This is a genomic window from Alteromonas sp. 4NS20-0143 (assembly GCF_057542855.1).
Genome location: NZ_BAAJLR010000010.1, coordinates 16,795 through 40,047 on the forward strand (window position 1 = coordinate 16,795; position 23,253 = coordinate 40,047).

The 23,253-nt window shown below is 43.1% G+C and carries 24 protein-coding genes; 12 read left to right on the plus strand and 12 right to left on the minus strand.

What is annotated here, in order from left to right:
• The 6 genes from AC27HD_RS16640 to dusA all read right to left on the minus strand — a co-directional run bounded on the left by AC27HD_RS16640 (position 1) and on the right by dusA (position 4,729).
• A complete protein-coding gene (locus tag AC27HD_RS16640; protein ID WP_487107231.1) occupies positions 1-993 on the minus strand; it encodes a DUF2333 family protein in 993 nt (330 codons plus the stop codon).
• A gap of 155 nt (positions 994-1,148) precedes the next feature.
• On the minus strand, positions 1,149-1,511 hold the full coding sequence (locus AC27HD_RS16645; protein ID WP_032095572.1) for a hypothetical protein: 363 nt from the start codon (positions 1,509-1,511) through the stop codon (positions 1,149-1,151).
• Positions 1,511-1,711: a PspC domain-containing protein gene (locus tag AC27HD_RS16650; RefSeq protein ID WP_487107233.1), complete on the minus strand. Its 201-nt coding sequence runs from the start codon at positions 1,709-1,711 to the stop codon at positions 1,511-1,513. Before AC27HD_RS16650 ends, AC27HD_RS16645 begins: the two co-directional genes overlap by 1 nt.
• Positions 1,712-1,853: 142 nt before the next feature.
• Positions 1,854-2,522, minus strand: coding sequence for a phage shock protein PspA (gene pspA / locus AC27HD_RS16655; RefSeq protein ID WP_487107235.1), 669 nt, complete (start codon positions 2,520-2,522; stop codon positions 1,854-1,856).
• Positions 2,523-3,186: 664 nt separating this feature from the next.
• Positions 3,187-3,525: a hypothetical protein gene (locus AC27HD_RS16660; RefSeq protein WP_487107237.1), complete on the minus strand. Its 339-nt coding sequence runs from the start codon at positions 3,523-3,525 to the stop codon at positions 3,187-3,189.
• A gap of 193 nt (positions 3,526-3,718) precedes the next feature.
• A complete protein-coding gene (dusA, locus tag AC27HD_RS16665; protein WP_487107349.1) occupies positions 3,719-4,729 on the minus strand; it encodes a tRNA dihydrouridine(20/20a) synthase DusA in 1,011 nt (336 codons plus the stop codon).
• Positions 4,730-5,346: 617 nt separating this feature from the next.
• On the opposite strand from dusA, the gene AC27HD_RS16670 reads away from it, so the two are divergent.
• Positions 5,347-6,378: a type IV toxin-antitoxin system AbiEi family antitoxin gene (locus AC27HD_RS16670; RefSeq protein ID WP_032095568.1), complete on the plus strand. Its 1,032-nt coding sequence runs from the start codon at positions 5,347-5,349 to the stop codon at positions 6,376-6,378.
• Positions 6,362-7,216 carry a nucleotidyl transferase AbiEii/AbiGii toxin family protein gene (locus AC27HD_RS16675; RefSeq protein ID WP_487107239.1) on the plus strand — a complete coding sequence of 285 codons (855 nt, stop codon included), beginning with the start codon at positions 6,362-6,364 and terminating at the stop codon, positions 7,214-7,216. The genes AC27HD_RS16670 and AC27HD_RS16675 overlap by 17 nt, the downstream gene beginning before the upstream one ends.
• Before the next feature lie 139 nt (positions 7,217-7,355).
• On the opposite strand, the gene fghA is transcribed toward AC27HD_RS16675, so the two are convergent.
• Positions 7,356-8,198, minus strand: coding sequence for an S-formylglutathione hydrolase (gene fghA, locus AC27HD_RS16680; RefSeq protein WP_487107241.1), 843 nt, complete (start codon positions 8,196-8,198; stop codon positions 7,356-7,358).
• Positions 8,199-8,311: 113 nt separating this feature from the next.
• Here fghA and AC27HD_RS16685 point away from each other — a divergent pair, with 113 nt between their 5' ends.
• From AC27HD_RS16685 to AC27HD_RS16695, 3 genes are read left to right on the plus strand one after another with little or no spacing between them, the layout of a single operon-like run.
• The gene (locus AC27HD_RS16685) at positions 8,312-9,226 is read left to right on the plus strand and encodes a 1-acylglycerol-3-phosphate O-acyltransferase, YihG family (protein ID WP_032095565.1); all 915 of its coding nucleotides are present in this window, start codon (positions 8,312-8,314) and stop codon (positions 9,224-9,226) included.
• Positions 9,223-10,116, plus strand: a complete 894-nt coding sequence (locus AC27HD_RS16690) for a 1-acylglycerol-3-phosphate O-acyltransferase, YihG family (RefSeq protein ID WP_032095564.1) — start codon at positions 9,223-9,225, stop codon at positions 10,114-10,116. The genes AC27HD_RS16685 and AC27HD_RS16690 overlap by 4 nt, the downstream gene beginning before the upstream one ends.
• Positions 10,117-10,119: 3 nt before the next feature.
• Positions 10,120-11,400, plus strand: a complete 1,281-nt coding sequence (locus AC27HD_RS16695; RefSeq protein WP_032095563.1) for a mechanosensitive ion channel family protein — start codon at positions 10,120-10,122, stop codon at positions 11,398-11,400.
• A gap of 76 nt (positions 11,401-11,476) precedes the next feature.
• On the opposite strand, the gene AC27HD_RS16700 is transcribed toward AC27HD_RS16695, so the two are convergent.
• A complete protein-coding gene (locus tag AC27HD_RS16700) occupies positions 11,477-11,668 on the minus strand; it encodes a hypothetical protein (protein ID WP_032095562.1) in 192 nt (63 codons plus the stop codon).
• A 399-nt stretch (positions 11,669-12,067) separates the two neighbouring features.
• Between AC27HD_RS16700 and AC27HD_RS16705 the strand changes: the two genes are divergently transcribed.
• Entirely contained in the window at positions 12,068-12,868 is an 801-nt protein-coding gene (locus AC27HD_RS16705; protein WP_487107244.1) for a DUF2884 family protein, read from the plus strand.
• Between the two features lie 307 nt (positions 12,869-13,175).
• Entirely contained in the window at positions 13,176-14,003 is an 828-nt protein-coding gene (locus AC27HD_RS16710; protein WP_487107246.1) for an NAD(P)H-binding protein, read from the plus strand.
• Positions 14,004-14,195: 192 nt separating this feature from the next.
• Here AC27HD_RS16710 and AC27HD_RS16715 read toward each other — a convergent pair whose 3' ends face one another.
• From AC27HD_RS16715 to AC27HD_RS16725, 3 genes are all read right to left on the minus strand, one after another.
• Positions 14,196-15,617 (minus strand): sodium-dependent transporter, encoded by a 1,422-nt coding sequence (locus AC27HD_RS16715; RefSeq protein WP_032095559.1) that lies wholly within the window; start codon positions 15,615-15,617, stop codon positions 14,196-14,198.
• 215 nt (positions 15,618-15,832) lie between these two features.
• Positions 15,833-16,558, minus strand: a complete 726-nt coding sequence (locus tag AC27HD_RS16720) for an SDR family NAD(P)-dependent oxidoreductase (RefSeq protein ID WP_032095558.1) — start codon at positions 16,556-16,558, stop codon at positions 15,833-15,835.
• Positions 16,548-16,943, minus strand: a complete 396-nt coding sequence (locus tag AC27HD_RS16725) for a thiol-disulfide oxidoreductase DCC family protein (protein ID WP_032095557.1) — start codon at positions 16,941-16,943, stop codon at positions 16,548-16,550. The genes AC27HD_RS16720 and AC27HD_RS16725 overlap by 11 nt, the downstream gene beginning before the upstream one ends.
• A gap of 157 nt (positions 16,944-17,100) precedes the next feature.
• Here AC27HD_RS16725 and msrA point away from each other — a divergent pair, with 157 nt between their 5' ends.
• A complete protein-coding gene (msrA, locus tag AC27HD_RS16730) occupies positions 17,101-17,646 on the plus strand; it encodes a peptide-methionine (S)-S-oxide reductase MsrA (RefSeq protein WP_334031774.1) in 546 nt (181 codons plus the stop codon).
• Positions 17,647-17,856: 210 nt separating this feature from the next.
• Here msrA and AC27HD_RS16735 read toward each other — a convergent pair whose 3' ends face one another.
• Entirely contained in the window at positions 17,857-18,975 is a 1,119-nt protein-coding gene (locus tag AC27HD_RS16735) for a hypothetical protein (protein WP_487107249.1), read from the minus strand.
• A 334-nt stretch (positions 18,976-19,309) separates the two neighbouring features.
• Between AC27HD_RS16735 and AC27HD_RS16740 the strand changes: the two genes are divergently transcribed.
• The 4 genes from AC27HD_RS16740 to AC27HD_RS16755 all read left to right on the plus strand — a co-directional run bounded on the left by AC27HD_RS16740 (position 19,310) and on the right by AC27HD_RS16755 (position 23,101).
• Positions 19,310-21,175, plus strand: a complete 1,866-nt coding sequence (locus AC27HD_RS16740; protein ID WP_487107251.1) for a metallophosphoesterase family protein — start codon at positions 19,310-19,312, stop codon at positions 21,173-21,175.
• 18 nt (positions 21,176-21,193) lie between these two features.
• On the plus strand, positions 21,194-21,730 hold the full coding sequence (gene fldB / locus AC27HD_RS16745; protein WP_032095553.1) for a flavodoxin FldB: 537 nt from the start codon (positions 21,194-21,196) through the stop codon (positions 21,728-21,730).
• Between the two features lie 33 nt (positions 21,731-21,763).
• Positions 21,764-22,549, plus strand: coding sequence for a CLCA_X family protein (locus AC27HD_RS16750; protein ID WP_487107253.1), 786 nt, complete (start codon positions 21,764-21,766; stop codon positions 22,547-22,549).
• A gap of 144 nt (positions 22,550-22,693) precedes the next feature.
• Positions 22,694-23,101: an ExbD/TolR family protein gene (locus tag AC27HD_RS16755; RefSeq protein ID WP_032095551.1), complete on the plus strand. Its 408-nt coding sequence runs from the start codon at positions 22,694-22,696 to the stop codon at positions 23,099-23,101.
• Positions 23,102-23,253 lie beyond the last annotated feature (152 nt).

A 23,253-nucleotide genomic window follows, 5' to 3' on the forward strand; every position in this document is an offset into this window, starting at 1 on the left:
TTATCCTTGATTAAGAAGTTCAGATATTTCGATAAGTGCTGCATTGGCGCGAGAAATATAGTTAGCCATTACCAATGAGTGATTAGCTAACATGCCAAAACCGCTTCCATTTAAAATCATTGGGCTAAACACTGTCTGCTGTGTGGCCTCCAACTCTCGAATAATTTGCTCCATACTGACTAGCGCATTTTTATCTTTAAGCACGTCATAAAACTCTATTTCAACGGCCTTCAAAAAATGCAGTAAAGCCCATGACGCACCGCGTGCTTCATAAAAATTATCGTCTAGCTTCCACCAGCTTGTTTTGACCACACTTTGCTTTGCCACGGGTGTAGATTGGCGAGCATTTCTGTCACCTGCCAAGTCGGAGTTGATTCTAGCAGATCCAACGCTGGCACTTAACCTTTGCGAGTAGCTTCCCAATCTTTTTTCTACTTGCTTTAACCACTCTCGTAAATTATCAGCGCGGGTGTAAAACTGGCTATCGCTGTTTCGAGTGCTCGCTAACTCTTCTCTGTATTGCTTTAGAAGCGCGATACCGTCGGAATAACTCGATTCTGATGAAGGTAACGCCCAGCTTTGATGATCCATATTAAACTTGGGGTGAGCCTTTGTTAAATAGGGATTTTCCACTGATTGAGACTGAGAACGACTGAAGTCTTTTCGCATAGATAAGGCTAAATCGCGGATCATTTCCAGTGCCCCGAATTCCCATGCAGGCATATTATCAAGCAAAACACCGGGTGGAATGACGTCGTTAGACAAGTAACCGCCTGGCTTATCGAGCAGGGTTTCTGATACATCAATCATTGCGGTGGTAATTGTATAACCAGCAATTTGTGTTGGATTTTCTACGGTAGAGGATGTTTTCAAGCGCTCTTTAATATCATACGTATCAGGCGATAAGCTCCAGTACCATCCTATAAGCCAAAATATAATGACAAGTAGCACAGCGACAATCGCTATCCGTTTCGCGTTAATTGATTGTCTCATATAAACACCAACCTTCCTTTTTTACACAAAACAGCCGACCTGAGTCAGCTGTTTGAATTTTTATAATGACGAGAGAAATACTAACCCCAATAACGGGTATTCTCTATATGACCACTTTTTAGTACCTGAATACAACTTAAATCGATTTATGATAACTATAACGTATGGTGCATATTGTGCTCATTTTTCTGCGCGTATGATGCAGTATTGCGCTTTTTCAATGCATATAGGGCAATTGCAATAACGATGATAGGCCAAAATGCACTGACACCTGCCAACAACAATGCAAATAATACCGCGCCAAGGGCGAGTACCACAGTACCCACTACGCTCAAGGCGACAACAAACCCAACAATAGCCAACACAATACCCACTACAGAAAACACCGCTATGTTCTCCCAAGGACTCAGCAATTCATCTGACATCACTAGATGCATTCCTAATGCATCCTCCACCACGCTGCCGAGACAATTCATCAGCACGATGGCAATAACCAACGCCAATAGAAAATTTTTCATTACGCTAATCTCGGCAATAAAATGACTGCTGCAAAGTACGCAAGTAAAATAATTGCAGGCGTGAAAACCAGGGCTACAACTGCAGCGCCACGTACCCAAACTGCGTCAATGTCAAAGTAACGCGCAACGCCTGCACACACGCCCGAAATAACACCTGAATCTAAATCTCTATAAATACGTTTTTGTGATGACAATTTCATGATTTTCTCCAACAATCTTTTATTTACTTAGCTTTTATTGAACTAGCTTGTATGACCTAAGCGTTTACCACTAGAAAGAACTTGGCGGCTGCGCCTAAACCATTAGGCGCGTGTTTGACGCTTAAGCTACTTTTATTAACGCCTAAGCTACTTTGTTTCTCTTAAGTTCCGCTAGCTCTTGTTCAATCGACTCATCCACTTCTAGTGCCTGAAACTCTGCCGATAGTGATGCCGCTTCACCTGATTTAGTAAGGTCGTATGCATCAACCTGTGCCTCAAGGTAGTCAATACGCTGTTCGTAGTTTTCAAAACGAGACATGGCATCATCAATTTTGTTCTCGTGATCGGCCTGCTTCACTTTTAAACGGGTTTCAGCAGAATGCTTGCGCTGAATGAGCACTTTTTGTTTCGCTTTGGCCTCTGCCATTTTGGCATTGAGGCGAGAAGTATCATGTTGAATTTTTTCGATACTCTCAGCTAAGTGCGCTTCTTGTTCCTGCAACGAGGATAACTTAGCCACGTACTTTTGCTTTTCAACCAAGGCTGCTTTTGCAAGAGACTCTTTGTCGTTATTCATTGCAAGCTGCGCTTTACCCTGCCAACTAGCAATTTCTTTATTCGTGTTGTCAATTTGACGCGCTAATGTTTTTTGTTGCGCAATATATCGAGCCGCGTCAGTACGTACCTCTACCAAGGTTTCTTCCATCTCTTGAATGATGAGACGAATAATTTTTTCAGGATCTTCTGCTTTGTCTAGCATTGCATTGATGTTGGCCTGAACAATATCGTTAATTCTTGAAAACATACCCATAATTATCTCTCCATAAAGATGTTGGCGAGTTACCAGCAATTAACTATCAAGATTGATGCGACGCTGACTTCTCTATTTCATTTTTGAAACTGTGGTTGGACACTGTAATTAACTGGGGAACTGTTCCACGTGTAATCACATTCTCCTAACGCTCTACTCATATAGGTATTACAATAGACGTGCCAAACCTTTAAGGCACTGATAAATATAACTTTTTACAAAAACTCGCATAAGCTGGTGTTGCCCGAGGTAACTAGGAAACGATAATTTAGTATTTTTAACCACCATTATTGTTAATTTGACCACATTGTTTTTGAGGCGCATATTCTTAGTCTCACGGCTTATATCGAGGTGCAAGTGCTAAACATGCACTCGGGCATAAAACGTTCTCGTGCATGCTAGGTGTAGGTATGGGTGCTATAGGTGTGAGTTACTTATTGTTAGGCAGAGGCTGAGGTTTGATGTATTGGTGTGTTAGGTGTTAGGTATTGGTGTATTAGGTATCGAAGTATCGTATCGGTGACAGCGAGGACTTGACTGCTGTTTAATGAGCCAGTTTATAAGTGCTATGACGAAAACGAAAAAAGCGCCAACGGGCGCTTTTTAGAATTCGTGATTTTTCTGGAGGCTTTGCTGTTAACTATCTAGGTAACTTTGCTGATATCTAGTCAGCATCTTTTCCGTCAATATCTTTTACATCAGCACCTTTTACATCGTTATCTTTTAAAAAAGCACCGGCATTATCTGAGTCATCGTTAGTTGAGGCGATGTCGGTAACGCTTACACTTCCCATATGTTGGGTGCGAGCGCCGTCTAATTCAAAATGGTAAGACGTATTAGCCACTGACTGATAAACATCTGCAGATAGCTCGGTTGTCGTCATCGTCACTGCGGTAGTTACCATGTTTTGTAACAACGAATTGAGCACTGACTCTTGTGCGCTAGCTGCACCGCTTGCCATGCTTGCTGAAAGTAAAGTTGCTGCGATTAGTGAAGTTTTCATAATTTCCCTCGAAAGTCTTGTCAGTACAACAACACGTTGTCGTTGTGATATAAGACATATAGCGAGAGGTGTGCCAACTTCTTAAAATTAGCTTAAAGCAATGATTTATATACTTAAAATAAAAACTAAATATTAAGCTGGCTGAAAAAACATATTGAGCAAATATTAAACTTTAGTCAAAGACACTAACCTGTTAGTTTTTTTGACCACTGCTTTGACTATCTCTTTGGCTATTGTATTCGTCCAATTCTCGTTGTGCTGCCTCTACGGCACTCAACGCATTCATTAGCAAATGAGGATCAGGAGACTTTCCGGTACCGTTTTGGCTTAAATAACGACGCCATATACGACCACCAGCTTGCCCCTGAAATAAACCAAGCATATGGCGCGCTACATGCCACGGTTTGAAGTACGCATCTTCTTTGCGCTCAATGTGGCTCTCAATATATTGCTGCATTTTTAACACGGCTTCGCGTCGTGAAATACTTTTTGCCTGTGCATCACCAAATATTTCAGTGTCTACGTTAGCCATAATATACGGGTTTGCATACACTTCCCTGCCAATCATCACACCATCTACACTTTCCAACTGTGTTTTGGTATCGGCTAAGGTTTTTACACCGCCATTAATGCTGATTGATAATTCAGGGTGGGTTTCTTTTATGCGATGGACTCGCGGATAATTTAACGGCGGAATTTCACGATTTTCTTTAGGGCTTAACCCCTGAAGCCATGCTTTTCTTGCATGTACAATAAAAGTATCGCAACCAGCCCCAGCCACAATATCGATAAAGCGAGCAAAATCTTCGTCCTCATCCATATCATCAATACCAATACGACACTTCACCGTTACCGGAATATCGACCTCGGCCTGCATGGCCTTTACACAATCGGCCACCACATCAGGCTGCGCCATCAAACACGCACCAAAACTGCCGTTTTTTACTCTGTCGCTTGGGCACCCTACATTAATATTCACTTCGTCGTACCCGCGTTCTTGAGCCAACACCGCGCATCGTGCCATGTCAGTTGGATCGCTCCCTCCAAGCTGCAGCGCTAGAGGATGCTCCTCGGTATTAAAACCAAGGTAGTCTCCCTTTCCAAAGATAATAGCCCCCGTCGTTACCATTTCGGTATACAGCAGAGTGTGCTTTGAGAACAATCGTAAGAAATAGCGACAGTGTCTGTCTGTCCAATCCAGCATTGGAGCGACAGAGAATCTGCGGTCGAGAGTTTGAACAGTAGTATTCAATTTAAGCCTTTGTTTTATATTGATATTATCTAATTTCTTGAGTAAAGACCAAGTGCGGTGTACTTGATTTTCTGAATTCGGGTCCCTTTAATTCCTTATTTTCACTCTTTCGGGGGAACTGAAAAGCTTCTTCGGGGGAACTGCTTTTTTTATTAAGGAATAATTTGATGGCGCATTATAGCATTTCAAAGAGAGTTAGGAAAAATCAAACTGTTTACTGTGCGAGAGTTAGAAATAAAGAGTCTGGAACAGTGACTTTTTCAAAATCGAAAAATATTTCAAAATAAGGCCGCTGCAATGAAGTGGAAAAGTACATCGAAGTATTCTGCGACTCTGTTATGAAGCAAGTTAAGGCTGCCTACATGTTCGAGCAAAGAGTGCGAAAGCTCGTACTGAACTCTATAACGGCTCCCTTTCTCCCATAAAAATGTTGGACATGGATGTCTGATTGTTCATTAAAAGTCAACGTTCACTGTTAGTGAACACTTAAAAATAATGAACAACAATTGCAATGCTGTTCATTATTTCGTATCGTTCAATAATAGTGAACATAAAAAATAAGTGAACAAATGGATAACTTACTAGCCGAAGCTGCGAAACTGTTAGCCGCGAATATCAAGCTAAATGTCACTTATACGCATCACAATACACAAGATGCTCAGGTAACGGACGGACAGCTGACGATCATTCACGGAAATCAGAGGCATACTTGGTGTGTGGAAGAAAAAGAGAGACTTACTCGCCACAGACTGCAAAAACTTCAACTAGCAGAAACAGTTTTTAGCGACAAAAAAACGCTTATTGTCACAACCTATATCAATGAAAATATTGCCGAGCTTTGTCGGGAGTTACAAATCGATTATCTCGATATGGCGGGCAATGCGCACCTCAACATACCTCCCTTTTATATTGATATCAGAGGCAAGAAGCCACCTCAAGAGCATCAAATACAACACGCGCGAAAGCTAACTGGAAAGGCGTTTCAACCTAAAGGCATGAAACTGATCATGATGTTGTTATTGAAGCCTGAACTTGTTAATCAGCCAATGCGGGTACTTGCGGAGCAAGCTGAAATTGCTTTAGGTACGGTAAAACAAGTTTTAGATGACCTTAAGCAACTCACATTTATTCTCGACAAAGGGAAAAAGGGGGCCGTCCTCAACGAAAAAGATCTGCTTCTAACGAAATGGCTAGATGCTTATCCACACAACATGGAAGCAAAACTGGAGCAAAGGCTATATGTTCCTCAGGATATTGAGCAGCTTCGTAACGCACCGCTAAATAAGTACGGAGCAATCTGGGGCGGAGAAGTCGCCGCCGATGCCTACACACATTACCTTACCCCCAAAACATACCAGATATATGCTGATGCTGAAGCACATAAAGTCCTATTAAAAACTTTCAGGCTACGCCGACTACGTGCTGAAGAGACAGGCGTTAATATACTAAAAATTGTAGAGCCGCCTGTAGTGCTTGAAAAAATTAAAGGCGCATTGCCTAGCTGTGTTGCTCCACTATTAGTATATGCGGAACTAATTAACAGCGATGATCCTCGCAATCTTGAAACCGCAAAAAGGATTTACCGTGACTATCTCGCTTGATGTATCAGAAAAGCTGCCCAAAGGGCTTGTCGAGGTATATAGCCAAATCCATGGTATTGCCGCAGAGCTAAGCGTCCCGTTGCTAATTGTAGGGGCTACTGCACGGGATATTATCTTGGTTCACGGCTATAACGCCGCAATTGAGCGCGGTACGAAAGATGTGGACTTTGGTATCGAGGTGCAGGATTGGGAGCATTATGAAATGTTACGAACTGCACTGATAGAAGCAGGATTTACACCGCATTCGAAGAAGGCACATCAACTAGATACGACTGACAGTGACGGCTTGCCTTGGGAAATCGATCTGATTCCGTTTGGTGGGGTCAGTGATGATAACGGCCAGATCGCTTGGCCGCCCACACAGGATTTTGTCATGAGCGTGCTAGGGTTCTATGAAGTTTATCAAAACGCTTGGGAAGTTACCCTCATAAAAAGCCCCAAAATTAGCGTAAAAGTAGCATCTCCCTCTGGAATATTGTTACTGAAACTTATCGCCTGGACTGAACGAGGTCGTGAGTATCAGGGAAAAGACGCTATTGATATCTATTATGTAATAAAACACTACAGCAAAATTCCTGCAGTTGTAGATGCGCTTTACGAACGAGATTATATGGATGTCCAGGATTACGACATTATGAGAGCCACCGCAATGATGCTAGCGGACGAAATCGCGGCTATCGCAAAGGAAAAAACATTGACCTACATAAAGCAGGCTTTGCTAGACAAGGATAGTGTCTTAGAGCGTCTTAAGGTTGATATAACGAAGCATACTGTCGCAGGTTATGAAGAAGTCGACATACTCATAGAGATTATAAAAGGTAGGCTAGATGGAGGATAAAACCATCGGTTGTTTCTGGATATAGACGTCGGTTTAATTATCCTGAGGAACACCATGAGAATACAACAAATTAACGATAGTTAGGATCGGTGAAAAAATAAGAAGACGCCGGAGAAAAGCCGACGCCTTTTAAGTAGCTTTAGATTAAACCTAAGTGACCCGCGTGAAACTCAAGGTGATCTTCAATGAAAGACGCAATAAAGAAATAACTGTGGTCGTACCCTTCATGCATATTTAGCGTAAGCTGTGTGTCAGATTGCTGAGCACCGTGCACTAAGGCTTGAGGCTTGAGCTGCTCCTGCATGAACTCATCGCTTGTCCCTTGCTCTACTAGCAATGGAATACTGTGAGTCTTACTTGCTAGCAACAAGGCTGAGTCGTATGCTTTCCACTGCTCGGTGTCCTCACCAAGATAATGACTAAATGCTTTTTTACCCCATTCGCACTCAGTAGGATTTGCCACAGGGCTAAATGCTGACACCGAAACAAACCGATTAGGGTTTCGCATACCGATAACGAGGGCGCCATGTCCGCCCATTGAATGACCGCTAAGTGCACGCTCTTTCGTTACCGGAAAATTGCTCTCAACCAGCGCTGGAAGCTCATCGGTAATGTAAGAATACATGTTGTAGTGTTTATCCCACGGGGCTTGTGTAGCGTCGAGATAAAAGCCAGCTCCTAGTCCAAAATCATAGGAACCATTTTCATCGTCGGGAACGCCTTCTCCACGGGGAGAAGTATCTGGTGCGACAATCGCCATACCAAGTTCACTCGCCAACTTCATAGCGCCAGCTTTTTGCATAAAATTCTGATCAGTACACGTTAGCCCCGATAGCCAATACAGCACTGGTACTGGTTTTTCTTTACTGGCGAATGGCGGTAAAAATATGGCGAACGTCATTTCGCAATTCGTAGACTCTGACGGATGACTATAACGAAGGTGGGTGCCTCCAAATGCTCTGTTTTCGCTGATAAGCTTCATTACCGCTCCTTTATTCATGATTTTTGTACCTTTATTGACGAATCAGTAAAGGCTCTATCGGATTTTAGATCAAGTTCGTTTACACTGAGCGCCTAAATTTTGAGGTAAGTACAATGGTTAAAGCACTATTGCATCATATTGTCGGCACGATTTCTGTTATTTTCTATTTTGTTAACACGGTAATTTGGGCTACCCCTATTATCGTATTATCGGTATTTAAACTTATCCCAGTGTCGCAGTGGCGACGCTTTATCTCGTATCTTCTCGATACCTGTGCAACAGCGTGGATTGGCGTCAATAACATTAACCAACGCATAAGCAGCGGCACTACCTTTCACGTAAAAGGTTTAGAGCAACTTACCCGTAACGATTGGTATTTAGTGACTGCAAATCACCAGTCGTGGGTAGATATTCTTGTTCTTCAACGGGTTTTCAACCGCAAAATTCCATTTTTAAAGTTTTTTCTCAAAAAAGAACTTATTTATGTGCCTATTTTAGGCTTGGCATGGTGGGCCCTCGATTTTCCATTTATGCGCAGATATTCAAAGTCATTTTTGGCTAAGCACCCTCACTTAAAAGGTAAGGACATGGAAACTACTCGCAAAGCGTGCGAAAAATTTCGCTCTAAGCCTGTGAGTATTATGAATTTCGTAGAAGGTACTCGTTTCACGCAATCAAAACACGACAGACAGGCGTCGCCCTTTGCGCATTTATTAAAACCAAAGGCTGGCGGTATTGCATTTGTGCTTTCGGCAATGGGAGAGCAACTGCACAAACTCATTGATGTCACTATCGACTACCCTGGTGGCGTGCCCACATTTTGGGATTTCGTGAGCGGTAGAGTGCGCGATATTCGTGTGAATATAAGCGTGATGCCTATTCAAGAAATTATGGACAGTGGCATATTCCAAGACACTTACTTCGATGACCCTCAGGTTCGTGTCCGTTTTCAAGCGTGGCTTAATGAACGCTGGCAAGCAAAAGACAACCTATTAGAAGAATTAAACGCAACGCAGAAGCCTTTATGATCCGTAACATTCTCGCTCCCATTACCTTTGTAGTTCATATCACCCTGCAATTACTCAATTTAGCCTTTTGGGGTGGTCTTATCATCACATTAGGGCTAGTAAAACTACTACTCCCTAATGGCAAGGTTAAAACGCTATGGAATAGTGTGATGCATGGCCTTATGTTTAGTTTTGGTCGTCTTAGCGTTTTACTTATTCGCCTTTTTAACAACATCGACATTGAATATGCGGTGCATGGCGAACTTGCTAAAGACAGGTGGTATTTAATCATTGCTAATCATCTAAGCTACCTCGATATAATTTTGCTTATTGAATTTGCCACCAAGCGTATTCCAGCACCCAAGTTCTTTTTGAAAAAAGAACTAATATGGCTACCCTTTGTGGGTTTAGGGGCATGGGCGTTAGATATGCCTTTTATGCGCCGATATACTCGCGCGTACATTGAGAAGAACCCGCACAAGAAAGGTAAAGATTTAGAAACAACGAAAGCGTACTGTGAAAAATTTAGAACCGTACCCACTACGGTAATTAACTTTGTTGAAGGCACTCGGTTTACCCCGCAGAAGCACGCGTTAAAGAAAAGCCCCTATACACATTTATTGCCGGCAAAAGCGGGAGGCGTTTCTTTTACTTTAGCCGCCATGGGTGAATTATTTACTAACGTTTTAGATATTTCATTGCTATACCCACACAATAAAAAGCATCCGATGATGGCCATGCTCTGCGGCACTATGACGAAAATTGTCATTGACGTCAACGTAGTGTCGGTTCCAGAATTGCAGCAGCACTCAACGCGCAATGAATCAGAATTCCGTCTTTATTTCCAAGATTGGTTGAACGACCTGTGGAAAAATAAAGATTCACGCATCAAAAACCTTTTGGAGTCTTGATTGATGGAAGTAACTACCTCTGTTCGCGATACGTTTGTACATCTAGTACACGATGTATTTCCGAACCTCACAACGGGTGAACCACTTTATAACGTACTTGCAGGTGGCTGCATTCTACTATCCGCTGTGATTATCTATGTTTTTGCTCGCTTGTTAATCAGGCCGCAAATAGCGCGCTTAGTGTATAGATCGAACAATGTTTGGGATAACGCGCTGCAGGAGTACGGCTTTTTCAGGCGTTTGATGCACTTGTTTCCAGCGTTATTTATTTACGTAACCACGCCGCTACTTATTGACGAAGAGGCTGTTCTCTTCGGCCTAATGGTGAAAAGTTCGCAGTTATACATGCTGTACAGTGGACTTCTCGCGCTTTATGCCCTTTTGAGTACCGTGGAGTATGTATATAACTCCTCAGCACTCGCTAGACGAGCGCCGATCACAGGCTTTATTCAGGTAACAAAGCTTGGGTTCGCTATCGTTACTATACTGCTTTGTATATCGCTGATTGTTGACAGAAGCCCTCTGCTCATAGTGTCTGGCCTAACTGCAATTGCCGCCGTACTTCTTTTAATATTCAGAGATACCATTTTAGGTTTTGTCGCCGGAATTCAAATTGCAGCAAATCGCATGTTCAATACGGGCGACTGGATTTCTATGCAAAAGTATGAGGTTGACGGCGAAATCAAGGAAATAGGACTTACCAACGTCAAGGTACAAAACTGGGATAAAACCATCTCTACCTTACCTACCTATAGCTTAACAACAGAAGCCGTAAAAAACTGGCGTGGAATGCAAGAGTCTGGCGGGCGCAGAATTAAACGCGCCATCCACTTAGATGTGCATTCAATAAAGCTTTGCGACAATGAAATGTTAGAGCGTTTTTCCAAAATTCGCTATATCAATGATTATATTGAGAAAAAGAAAAACGAACTGCAGGCTTACCACAGAGACTACTCAATTGATGAGTCAGACTTACTGAACAGTCGACGTTTGACTAACATTGGAACGTTTCGCGCGTATTTAGAGGCTTACTTGAGAAAGCACCCTCACATTCATCAAGAACTCACGCTAATGGTAAGACAGTTGCCGCCTACGGAGCTCGGATTGCCACTGGAGATTTATTGCTTCAGCGCAAGACAAGAATGGGTGGATTACGAAAAAGTACAGGCTGACATTTTTGACCACGTTATGGCCATGCTTGAGCCTTTCGACTTGCGAGCTTACCAACGAGATAGCCACTTAGGCGCACTGGTGAATAGAAGCTCCGAGTCACCTAGCCCTTGATGAAAATCTTGCGCTAGAGGCAACATTGAAAAATAAAAAAACCGGCATGTGCCGGTTTTTTTATTTGTTTGTGTTGTTAGGCCAGTGCATAACTCATCAAAAAGAAGATGACCAAACCAGTAACACCGAAAAAGCCATACTCTACTTTTTCTTGCATACCTTCAGCACCCGCTTTCGCTGTAATAAAGCCCATAATGATGCTGCTAAGCCCAAGCGTAAAGGCAATTAGCGCAACACCGAACATAATTGCATTAGTCCAATCAGCCATTGTGTTAACCCCTTAATTTAATTGGCCGTATTATGCATGAATTAAACCCTATTGAACATATTACAGTGAGGTTTAATTTTGTACTTTGCCCACAAGATTGATCTTAGTCAAAAAAGCTATTTTATTATTATTTTGGCCAAAAAATTACGGATCACATTAAACCTTAAAAACCTAAAATTCATAAACCATTGAATGTATTAACTTTAAATAAATGGCATCGGCATTGCTACGTCTATAACTATTAACAAAGATAAATAGATTTAAGAGGAGACAACGCGAGAGATATAAAAGCGTAGGTGATAGTTAGATTCACTATCGTATTTACGATTTATCTCAAAATAGCGTTTGCTCACCCATACACAGTTTAATTTTCGTTACGTCACGATTAGGGAATTTACAATGTCGAACACGTTTTTACTTTCAGTTACTGTTGCCACAGCACTAGTGAGTGGCCAAGCTATGGCCCATGATAATAGTTGCGACATCGAGCTAGATGGTCAGATTAAGTATTATCAAGGCAATCTCACTGTAGATATGGAAAATGGGTCAACACTCACCATCAATCCAAATCGAGACCTGTCAATAAACGGCGAGTCGATAGCGCTTAATAAAGAACAGCAAGTTTACGTTAACGACTATTACAATAGTATCGACACTGCTATTCCCATGACGTTAACTATTGCCAGTGAAGGTTTAGAGGTTGCCAGTGTAGCGGTAACCGAAGTATTTGGTGAACTACTTGGCAGCGACAGCGGCCTAGACAGTGACTTTCAAGCACTCTTCGATTCTCTAGATCAAAAGCTTGCTCGTTCGTTTTATGATGATGCTGGCAACATACGTATCGACTCAACACAGTTTGATGAGCCTGGCTGGTTTGACGAAAGCTGGGAAGCCGAGTTTGAAGCGCAGATAGAGTCTCTAGTCAGTGAATCAATGGGCCGTATTCTTATTGCCCTTGGTACACAAATGCTGTGGGAAGGAGGCGATATGTCTGAGTTTGAACAGAAAATGGAACGCTTTGGCGAAGATTTGGAATATCGTTTAGAAGCAAAAGCCGCTTCTTTAGAAGAAAAAGGCGAAGCTCTTTGCGACGTTCTTAAAAAAGCAGATTATGCTGAGTCTAAGATGCAAGCCTCTATTGCCGGGCTTGATGAGCTAAACCTTATCGATTTAGACAGTCACAGCAAGATGAAAATGTAGGTTTAGCCACACCTTTTTCCTAGTTTAACTGCACTAGTAAAACATAGTTAACATCTATCCTGACACAGGAAGCTGGTGAAATAACCATAGCGCACACCGACGAAGCCGAACATATAGTACATATGTTCGGCTTTTTGCTTTTACGCCAATAGGTTTAAACACTAAGCGCATGGAGTAAGTCGTTCTTTGCCTGATATACTAATAGCCTAGATACAGTATTACATAGACTAGGGCCGTAGCACTTTAACTTAGTCGCCAGTGCTAAAATACAAACATCTTAATTATAGGCATGAAGGACACGTAACAAATGCAGAAAAAAATAGTGATTACCGGTTACGGCTGGATGGCAGGTTATTTAGGCAATGCGTTATTAAGTAGCGATAGTCCTATAGACGCACATGTGGTGGGCACTACCAGAAGTGACGACAAGTTGGTGCAAATGTCTAAGCACAATATTACAGGTATTAAGTTTGCACTTGGCGATGACACTTCACAACTATGCCAACACATGCAGGACGCAACCTTCATTATTAACATTCCACCGGGTAGACGTAGCACTCAGCTAGACGGCTTCACTCAGCAGGTTATTGCCCTTATTAACGATGCGGTTGCGGCAAACGTGGCGCATATTATTTTTGTAAGCACCACATCGGTTTACGGTGACAGTACTAACCAAACCCTCACAGAAACCAGTGCCCCCGCTCCTGAGACTGCATCGGCAAAAGCTCACGTAGCCATAGAAGAACATCTTGCCTCGTTGTCATCTAAGGTGAATTACACCGTGCTTCGCTTGGCAGGCTTAGTTGGCCCAGACCGTCACCCTGCGCGCTCATTGAGCGGCCGTGAGTTACCCGCGGGTAATAAGCGAATTAACCTAGTGCATATCGCTGACGTTGTTAAGGGGTTGCTCGCAGTTATTGAAACGCCCACACACAATTGCACACTGCACCTATGTAGCGCACTTCACCCTAAACGCGGTGAATACTATTCTCGCGCTGCATCAGCATTAAACCTGCCTCTGCCACTATTTTCAGATACTGAATCTGAGGCAATGGGCAAGGTAATAGACGCTAGTGCAAGCTGGCAGGCGCTTGATATTACACCAGCCTATGCAAACCCAGATGATATGTATTGATGAAGCACTGGCGCTTTATACGACTGTGTCGTCCTAAAAACTGTTAACGTATTTCAGGGCGGGACCGAAAAATTAAAAAGGGGGTAGCAACTGCTACCCCCTTTTTTTGATGTTAATTTTATCTTTTAATCGGCTTACCCGCTAAAGCGTTGACACTTTTGAGGGCGTAAAGGTATGGGTAACCTGTGGCGTTTAACCGAACAGACTAAAATTAAAGTACTTCACCGCTACCGTGTTAACAAAAATAACGAGCAAAATAACCGGAATGAAGGTTTTCAGTGAAATGTCGACGTATTTCTCAAACCAACTTCCTCTATAGTTATCGCTGCCTTCTTCTAGCGAAGCATTGAAATTTGCAGTCTTCCAACGATAGGTAACGAATAAGCAAATCAGCAGTCCGTTAAGCGGCAATATGGTTTCGTAGAAGACGTCAATAATCACATCAAAAAACGATTTATCGGCACCGGCGTAACTTACGAACGTTGTCAGCACGTCGATTTTTCCGAACGACAGCGCGCTCAATATAGCCAATACAATCATGATGCTGCCTAGCGATGTAAGAGCCCACTTACGACTTACCCCTTTCTCATCCATTAATGCAGCAACGGGTACTTCAAAGATAGAGACCAATGAGGTAATTGCAGCAAAAAACACTAACAAGAAGAATAAACTGGCCACTACAGATGCGCCTAAATAACCGATAGACTCTTGTAATGCCAAGAATATACTCGGTAAATAAGTAAATATCATGCCTACCGACGATTCACTTAAGTCTGCTGGGTCTATCTCTGGGTTAAAAGAGAATATTGCAGGTAGGATCATCAAGCCTGCGGTAAACGCAACGGCGGTATCCATTAAAGCAACAAGTTTTGCCGAATTAGGAACGTCTGACTTTTTGTCGATGTAGCTACCATAGGTAATGAGAATACCCATACCTAGTGATAGTGAGAAAAAGGCTTGTGCTAACGCGCCGTTTATCACCGATGCATTCAATTTAGAAAAATCAGGCACAATGTAAAACTTAACGCCCGCCATCGCATTGTCTTGAGTGAGTACAAAAATCACCAAGCCAATTAGCATAACGAACAACGCTGGCATCAGCAGCTTCGCTGCTTTTTCAATCCCTTCTTTAACACCACCTTGCAGTATTAAATAGACCACGCCAACAACAACTGCCATATACGCAAAAATAGACGGCGAATTGATGAATATCCCAAACGTGTCGGGGTTAGCCAACTGGTCTAGGTTACCGCTAACGGCTTCATATAAATAACCGAAAATCCATACGGTGATCACCATATAAAACACGGCAATCATAAATGGGGTAGCAATGGCTAGCCACCCTGCAAGCTTCCACTTTGTACTGTTATTGCTAATTGCGCTGTAGGCGCCCAATGGATCTTTTTTAGCATGACGACCCACTGACATTTCAGCCATCATCACAGGTAAGCAAATGGCAAAAACGAATATGGCATACATTAATAGAAATGCGCCCCCGCCATTTTTTGCTGCCCCTACTGGAAAGCCAACCAAATTACCAATACCAACTGCAGAGCCTGCAGCTGCCAAAATAAAACCTATGCGCGATCCGAACTGTTCTCTGGCCCCGCTCATATCCCTTCCTCTTGTTGAGTTATTGTTATGTTTATTAGGATGGTATGTTTTGAAATGACTCGCAACGGCGTCAACGCCCAGTAGTTCTGACCATTTAAGAGTATTGTAGACTCTATAGGCCAATCAATACGCTGCACCATACCCAAGAAAGTATGGTAACAGCAGTGTAATAAAAAGTCTTGATGTTGGACTCAACGAAATAGTAACAAAGCGTATTACCAAGTTACCACTTCACCGTCCCAGTCTATAAAATGGCAGGATTGGTCGCGATCTAGCTTAGATACGTGGGTAAATAGCTGATCGGCTGTAAAGGCTGGCGTGAACAGTTTCTTCTCTGCCACGTTTTTCTGAAATGGTTTTGACAACTCGGTGTCTACTGTACCTGGGTGGTAACACACCAACATGGCATTTTTCACTCGGCGCTTGTATTCAATGGACGCGGTTTTAACCAGCATATTAAGTGCAGCCTTAGAAGCGCGATATCCATACCAGCCACCAAATCCATTATCGGATATGCTGCCAACACGAGCGCTTAGGCAAACGACAGTGGCATGACTTTTATCCATTATGTTCACTAGATGCTTTAGCCACAAAGCAGGAATAATTGAATTCACGGCAAAATAGGAAGCCAGTGCGCTTTCGCTCATATCTTCTAAACGCTTCTCAGGGTTTACTCCTAAGTCGTCGTCTTTTAATACGCCTGTCGTCACAACCACATTATTCAGTTTGATGCCTTGGCTTTTCAGTTCCTCTACAAAAGCAGAAATGCTAGCTTCGTCATGCTCTGCTATGGTTTTTGCGGAGACGTTATCAGGCCAACTGCTGTCGACGTATCCGCTTCGACTTACCGCAATAACCTCATCGCCATTATCTGCAAATCGACTAACTAACGCATTACCGATGCCGCCTGAGGCACCAATTATTAGTGTTTTACTTGTCATTGGGCTCTCCTGGTATACAGCGCTCGCAGCTGCGCTTTTTGCCTGTTAATAAATAAGAAATTGTGTATCTGTGTTTAGCAAAAATGTTGTAAAAACCGTCGGCAATAATACGAATGCCAGGCCAACGCAAAGGCGCATAAAGCCAACCAACGCCTACTGCTTTCCACGCTTCATGGGTAACATCTAAGCCAGTTATCAAGGTTCCATCCTCTCGAAGTGCATGAATTCTTGCATTCAATGCATGCCAGTCTAATGTGGGGTAACGCTCACTAAAATCTGGCTCTTGTATGTCAACGAGTGTTAATCGATTGTGCTTGTCTCGCTTTCTCAAGTGCTTCATTTCAGTCATGCACAGCGGACAATAGCCATCATAAAAAATAATCACTACAAAACCTCAAGTTAATTGGAAACGTACTAAAGCGCACGCAGTATGTATTTTTGTATTTGTTATTCGTTTATACGCTAAAAAAACATGCTTGGATGACTTGAGTTAGACGCAGGTGGAACCCACACTACAGTCATTGAAATTGAGAGGTTTAATCATGGCAAATTTACAGGTCGCCACATTGGCAGGCGGATGCTTTTGGTGCATAGAGTCAGCGTATAATACCGTTGAGGGTGTTGAAAAAGCGATATCGGGGTACGCCGGCGGCGAAGAACCGTCACCTTCTTACCAATCGGTATGTGGTGGCAGTACCGGACATGCTGAAGTGGTGCAAGTTACCTTTGATGCAGACACCATTGGCTATCGTGAAATACTGGAAATCTTTTTTGCGCTGCACGACCCAACTCAGCTTAACCGCCAAGGTAATGATGTGGGTACGCAGTATAGAAGCGCGATTTTCTATCATAACGAAGCGCAAAAAGAAGAGGCGGAAAAAATAATTGCTGAGATTACCGCTGAAGAAATTTGGCCAAACCCCGTCGTTACCGAGGTGGTTGAAGTAAACAATTATCACCCGGCCGAAGACTACCATCAGGATTATTTCAAAAATAATCCGCAAAATCAGTATTGCTCGATGGTACTGGCGCCCAAACTGGCGAAGTTTAAAAAGACATTCGCATCACGACTTCGCAAAGATGTTTAAACTAGTACCTAACAGTTTGAGCGTCTAATAACGTAAACGCCTAATAGACAAAAAGGGGCAATCAGTGCCCCTTTTTAGTTACTACACAAAATCTATAAGATTGGCGAAGTTAAATACCCTTCGCTTTTGCTGCATCCACTGTTATTACCCGCTATTCATCAACCTTAGACAATCAATTGATTCAATCTACCGCTTTTAATCGGACGTCGGCTATTGAAACCAAGCATCGTTCAGTGGCACCGAAAACAGCAGCGGCGCTAAGTCTTTGTACTTTTCTTCATCAGCTTTGCACGAGGCATTTTTTAAGTAATTCTTTTCCCATGGGTCGTTTATGATCCACAGTGTATTTTCTATGGTCACTAGCCCTTCCATCGACGCATTATCCATCACGTAATCCTCGCAGGCTTCAGTACCTTTCACCATAAAAGTAACGGGTACTCGTAGTGTAGGTTGCTCACCTGCCACATCTATTATCCATAACTCGTCATCGTTTCTCGCCGCAGCAATCAGAAAAGCGCGATCATTAACCTTGTGTAGCGTCAATCCGTTAATAGGGTGATTGCCCGACGGAAACTTGGGTAATAAAAGTGCGGGTTCTTTAACTACGGCAAAGTCTGTCGTTGAAAAAAAGTTTTCATCAACGTTTACGCTAAAAATACGAGGCTGACCTGCGATATCTTTTTCTAACCCCAGGTACATGGTTCCATCTGCCTCCATCGCGATGCCTTCAATACCGTCATTTGGGAAGTTGCCTACATTAAATGACGCTGGAAATTGCAGTGGACGAACATGGGTCATTGCAAAATCGCCGTTGGCTTTGCGCGCCAAACGCACTAGCAATGTTGGATAATCTGTTGAACCTGTAGTGCTATATTTTGACTCACAGCGGGGGCTAAGTGCACCGGTTCGTGTGGCATCTTCAGTAACGGTGTAAATAACGTTGGCGTCTCTGGGGTCTACTGCGAGTGCTTCTAAATCAGGTTCGGCACTTAGGTAATTGTAAAAGCAGCTTCTTCTTACTTTGGTTGAAAAAGAAAAGGTACTACTTGAAGACAGCAGTGTTGATGTAGTGGGGTCTATGCTGTGCAACTTTAATTGCTGACTTTTGTCGGCGCTGGCGTCTGCTATTGTTAAAAGCTTATCGTTAATCGCCACCAACCCAGATGTTTGTGGGTCAAACATCACCTTACCATTTTGTTGCGTTATCCAGTTTCCCACCGTAATCACGGTCAAATCTTCTTTTTCAGGGGTAATAATGACCTCTTTTGTCTCACTGCATGCAGTTATAATTAGTGCAGTAACGCAGATAAGCAGCGCATTTTTTAGCATCAAGATAGTTCCTTTTTTGGCAGTGGTTTACAGTACAAAGCCATAGTGAGCCATGCAAAAAAATAGATTAGATGGCGCACATTTTCAGAGTACGAATCATGCACTGGCCTAAACATAAGATAAGCACTAGCTAAGCATGAATAAATTGTAAGCGAGTATATAGAGCATACCGTTTATACACAAAAAAGAGTAAAATACTAAAAAAATGCACACGTGATGTCATCACAATGGGGAACGCACTATTTCAACACTAGGCTCTCAATCAGGCTCTCAATTAGATTCCCATTCAGAATCTGAGCGAGACAATCGAACAGAACGTGAAACCGACCTTCCATTGGTTATTGCTGGTCCAATCGTTCGCAAGGTTACCGAGGATACTTGTCATATCTGGTTGGTGACGTCGTTGCCTAGTGCCCCTTCCATTCATCTTACGCAACGCGGTAATAATGTTGAGGTTGAGGTTGAGTGTCACGCAGAAAGCGTACAGGTGGGCCAATACGCCTACATTCATTTATTATCAGCAGCTGCTTCGCACAAGTTTAGCGATCGCGAACGAGTGTATTATCAATTGGACTTTACCGATAAAGCCACAAGTGAAAAGTGGCATATCGAGCAACAGCGTTTACTGTATAGCGCAGAAGATAGCTTAAGTTTTCATTATACCGAGACGCCAGAAACTATTTTACACGGCTCTTGCCGCAAACCACATTTTGACGGTGACGATGCTCTCGCGCAAGTAGATACCCTCATTGAAAAAGGCCTAGCAGGCAGCTCATCACTTCCAGATGTATTACTGATGACGGGCGATCAGATTTATGCCGATGACGTGGCCGGACCGATGTTAAAGGCCATCCATCATTGCTGCGACTTACTGGGGCTATACCACGAAGGGTTGGAAGGCGCCGTTGTTAGCAATACGGCAAAGCTAGCGCAGCACTCTCATGGGTTTTATGAACGCGAGCAGTTGCTGCCACAAATCGCGACCAATACCGTATTGTCATCTCTCTTTTTCGGTGCGAAAAAGAAACCTGTGTTCACATCAGTAAATGCACAAAACCACCTTATTGGCAGTGCTGAAATTCTCGCGATGTATTTTTTGGTTTGGTCTGACGCTCTCTGGCCATTGATTGACATCGATAATAGCCATATACCTCAGCAGTACCGAGACACTTTTGAGAAAGAACAAAAAGCCATCGACGGCTTTGTAAAGCAGCTTCCCTCGGTAAGACGGGCACTCGCTCATGTACCCACTTATATGATATTTGATGACCATGATGTCACTGACGATTGGAATTTAACCCGCGGTTGGGAGCAAGAAGTTTACGCTAACCCGCTGTCTAAGCGCATGATTGGTAACGCGCTTATTGGGTACTTGCTCTGTCAGGGCTGGGGTAATGCGCCTAAGAAAGTGGCTTCCCTTATTGGCGATGCGCAAAAAGTGTTTAGTAGTAGCGATTTAAATGAACACGACACATTTATTGATAAGCTGCTCGATTTCAGCGAATGGCATTATCGACTTGATACGTCGCCCCCTATTGAGGTATTAGATACTCGCACGCAGCGATGGCGCTCTGAATCTAGTCTCAACAAGCCGTCAGGCCTTATGGACTGGGAAGCCCTTTGCGAGTTTCAACATTCTATCATTGGCAAAGAAGCCGTTATCGTTGTGTCTGCTGCTCCTATTTATGGGGTGAAGATTATTGAAGCGATACAAAAGCTGTTCACTTTTTTTGGCAAGGCATTAACTGTCGATGCTGAAAACTGGATGGCACACAGAGGCACCGCCAACGTGATGCTCAATATATTCAGGCATTACAAAACGCCACCAGAATTTATTATTCTATCTGGCGACGTACACTATTCGTTTGTTTACGATGTGCGGCTGCGATTTAGACGCAACAGCCCTCATATTACCCAGTTTACTTGTAGCGGCTTAAAAAATGCGTTTCCAGAAACCTTGATCACTTGGTTCGATACACTTAACCGCCTTCTTTATGGCGCCAAGTCGCCCCTAAACGTATTTACCAAACGTCGCAATATGTCGGTAAAAGCGAGACCGCCAAATAATGGCGAGAAAGAACTATTTAATGGCTGTGCTATTGGTGTATTAAATATTTCACACAAAGGTAAGGATGTTCACTGCAAAGCTTTGTTGAGTAACGGGAAAGAGGTAGTATTCTCCCCTGTAAATAACGACTAGCAAAAAAAGAGGTATCTAATGAGTGATGGCGCCCTGTCTATAGGTTTATTTTTCGGCTCGACGACCTGTTATACCGAAATGGCAGCGGAAAAAATTCAAGCCCAGCTTAATAGTTTGTTCGATGACAACGTAGTTCATCTTCACAATATTAAAGATGTGAATTTGTCGCGCACCTCAGACTACGACATTATCATTTTTGGCATTTCTACCTGGGATTTCGGTGAACTACAGGAAGACTGGGAGTCTCATTGGGAAGACGTACACCAACTTGACCTGTCGGGTAAAACCATAGCGCTATTTGGACTTGGCGATCAGCTGGGCTATGGCGAGTGGTTTCAAGATGCCCTTGGTATGCTTCACGATGCCATACTCCCCTCAAACTGCAACATAGTAGGCTATTGGCCTAACGAAGGTTACGACTTTACCGCCTCTAAAGCACTTACCGAAGATAAAAGCCACTTCGTAGGCTTGTCGCTAGACGACGAAAATCAATATGATGATACCGATGCTAGAATTGAAGCATGGTGCGAACAACTCCTCATTTCTTTAGCTTAACGTTACTACGGGCGCAGATAGGTATAAGTGAGCGTGGAAACTAAAGGGCGCATTCATCAATCGTTTTATCGAAACGGCCCTAGCCACAGGGACGGCGCCGACGTGTCTTTTCAAGACATTAGAAAGTTGTTTAATTTTGCCACCATTACGGTAGGCAGATGGGTTACACCGCAAGAACAACAAATAGCAGCCAATTTATTCTTCGATGCGCTTTACGACCTCACCACAATATTGAATATAAACGAACAGGTGCTTTCGCTAAACGGCTCGCTGTCACTGGCTTTTGGAAGCGGTGGGCAAAAAAACGCAAGTGCGCACTATCACAGTGGAAAGCGGCAGTTAGCGCTGGCGAAAAATGCGGGAGCCGGCTCTTTGGCTCACGAGTGGTTTCATGCATTTGATCATTACATTGCACCACGTATGTTCGAGGGACTATCCCACGGCACTTTCGCCACGCAAGCGTGGTTAGATAACGCCACCATGAATACCCACCCGCTTAATCAAAAGTTAAGCGACTGCTTTGACCTCATGTTTTTAGATCACAACAAAAGACCCAATGACTACTTTGTAAAATCTGTTGAGGCCGATAGAGCGCTTAAAACATTTTATTACGCCATGCCCCAAGAAATGGCTGCTCGCGCCTTCGAATCGTGTATTCAGGATCACGAGATTAAAAACGCATTTTTAGTTCAAGGTACAAAAAAATCCACAGAAGCTAGACTTGGCATTTACCCTCATGGTAATTTGCGTGTAACACTCAATCAGGCATTGATGTTGTATTTTTACCAATTAGGCGTCGCCATTTCGCACAAACGTTAGAAATTAGTCGTTTTATTACCGCGAAATTGAGCATTTTTCCAGCAACAAGTGGTTACGAGCACACTGTTTTGTACAAAAGCCTGTATATTTTTGTAACAAGCAGTATACTATTGAGCTCGAACGTAACAGAAGAAAGAAGACGAGATGAAAAGAAAAAAGCATACCTCGGCCGAAGACGAGGCTCAGATTGATATGACCCCCATGTTGGACATCGTGTTCATCATGTTGATTTTCTTCATCGTAACGACCTCGTTCGTAAAAGAAAAAGGGTTAGACGTTAATCGTCCAGAAGACAATCAAGCTAAAAACGATAAGCCATCAAAAGCGCTTTCAATTCGTATTGAAGAAGACGGCACTATTATGATGGGTGGACGTGAAGTTGACGTTCGTCGCGTTGTTGCAAACACGCAAACTTATCTTGCTGAAAATAATACGGACACTGCTGCTATCCAAGCCGACGAAGAAGCTGAACACGGCGTTGTGGTAGAAGTAATGAACCAAGTAAAAATTGCAGGTATTTCAAAAGTATCTGTATTAGTTAAAAAGGGATAACATCTCTTTTTGCTAAAAAAAGCCGCCCTCGGGCGGCTTTTTTCGTATTAGCGCCTATACCAAAGTATACATTGCGTCGTCGCATAATTTTTGGTCAAATCGTAAGCTACAGATTGTCTGGAAAGCCATGTTGAAAGTGCCGTTCCAGGCTC

What these genes read in the sequence shown, in the direction of transcription:
- AC27HD_RS16645 (WP_032095572.1), bottom strand. Translation starts at nt 1,511, where the DNA reads ATGAAAAATTTTCTATTGGCGTTGGTTATTGCCATCGTGCTGATGAAT.
- AC27HD_RS16670 (WP_032095568.1), top strand. Translation starts at nt 5,347, where the DNA reads ATGGATAACTTACTAGCCGAAGCTGCGAAACTGTTAGCCGCGAATATC.
- AC27HD_RS16690 (WP_032095564.1), top strand. Translation starts at nt 9,223, where the DNA reads ATGATCCGTAACATTCTCGCTCCCATTACCTTTGTAGTTCATATCACC.
- AC27HD_RS16695 (WP_032095563.1), top strand. Translation starts at nt 10,120, where the DNA reads ATGGAAGTAACTACCTCTGTTCGCGATACGTTTGTACATCTAGTACAC.
- AC27HD_RS16710 (WP_487107246.1), top strand. Translation starts at nt 13,176, where the DNA reads ATGCAGAAAAAAATAGTGATTACCGGTTACGGCTGGATGGCAGGTTAT.
- AC27HD_RS16650 (WP_487107233.1), bottom strand. Translation starts at nt 1,711, where the DNA reads ATGAAATTGTCATCACAAAAACGTATTTATAGAGATTTAGATTCAGGT.
- AC27HD_RS16755 (WP_032095551.1), top strand. Translation starts at nt 22,694, where the DNA reads ATGAAAAGAAAAAAGCATACCTCGGCCGAAGACGAGGCTCAGATTGAT.
- AC27HD_RS16700 (WP_032095562.1), bottom strand. Translation starts at nt 11,668, where the DNA reads ATGGCTGATTGGACTAATGCAATTATGTTCGGTGTTGCGCTAATTGCC.
- AC27HD_RS16735 (WP_487107249.1), bottom strand. Translation starts at nt 18,975, where the DNA reads ATGCTAAAAAATGCGCTGCTTATCTGCGTTACTGCACTAATTATAACT.
- fghA (WP_487107241.1), bottom strand. Translation starts at nt 8,198, where the DNA reads ATGAAGCTTATCAGCGAAAACAGAGCATTTGGAGGCACCCACCTTCGT.
- fldB (WP_032095553.1), top strand. Translation starts at nt 21,194, where the DNA reads ATGAGTGATGGCGCCCTGTCTATAGGTTTATTTTTCGGCTCGACGACC.
- pspA (WP_487107235.1), bottom strand. Translation starts at nt 2,522, where the DNA reads ATGGGTATGTTTTCAAGAATTAACGATATTGTTCAGGCCAACATCAAT.
- msrA (WP_334031774.1), top strand. Translation starts at nt 17,101, where the DNA reads ATGGCAAATTTACAGGTCGCCACATTGGCAGGCGGATGCTTTTGGTGC.
- AC27HD_RS16685 (WP_032095565.1), top strand. Translation starts at nt 8,312, where the DNA reads ATGGTTAAAGCACTATTGCATCATATTGTCGGCACGATTTCTGTTATT.
- AC27HD_RS16715 (WP_032095559.1), bottom strand. Translation starts at nt 15,617, where the DNA reads ATGAGCGGGGCCAGAGAACAGTTCGGATCGCGCATAGGTTTTATTTTG.
- AC27HD_RS16705 (WP_487107244.1), top strand. Translation starts at nt 12,068, where the DNA reads ATGTCGAACACGTTTTTACTTTCAGTTACTGTTGCCACAGCACTAGTG.
- AC27HD_RS16640 (WP_487107231.1), bottom strand. Translation starts at nt 993, where the DNA reads ATGAGACAATCAATTAACGCGAAACGGATAGCGATTGTCGCTGTGCTA.
- AC27HD_RS16660 (WP_487107237.1), bottom strand. Translation starts at nt 3,525, where the DNA reads ATGAAAACTTCACTAATCGCAGCAACTTTACTTTCAGCAAGCATGGCA.
- AC27HD_RS16720 (WP_032095558.1), bottom strand. Translation starts at nt 16,558, where the DNA reads ATGACAAGTAAAACACTAATAATTGGTGCCTCAGGCGGCATCGGTAAT.
- dusA (WP_487107349.1), bottom strand. Translation starts at nt 4,729, where the DNA reads ATGCTGGATTGGACAGACAGACACTGTCGCTATTTCTTACGATTGTTC.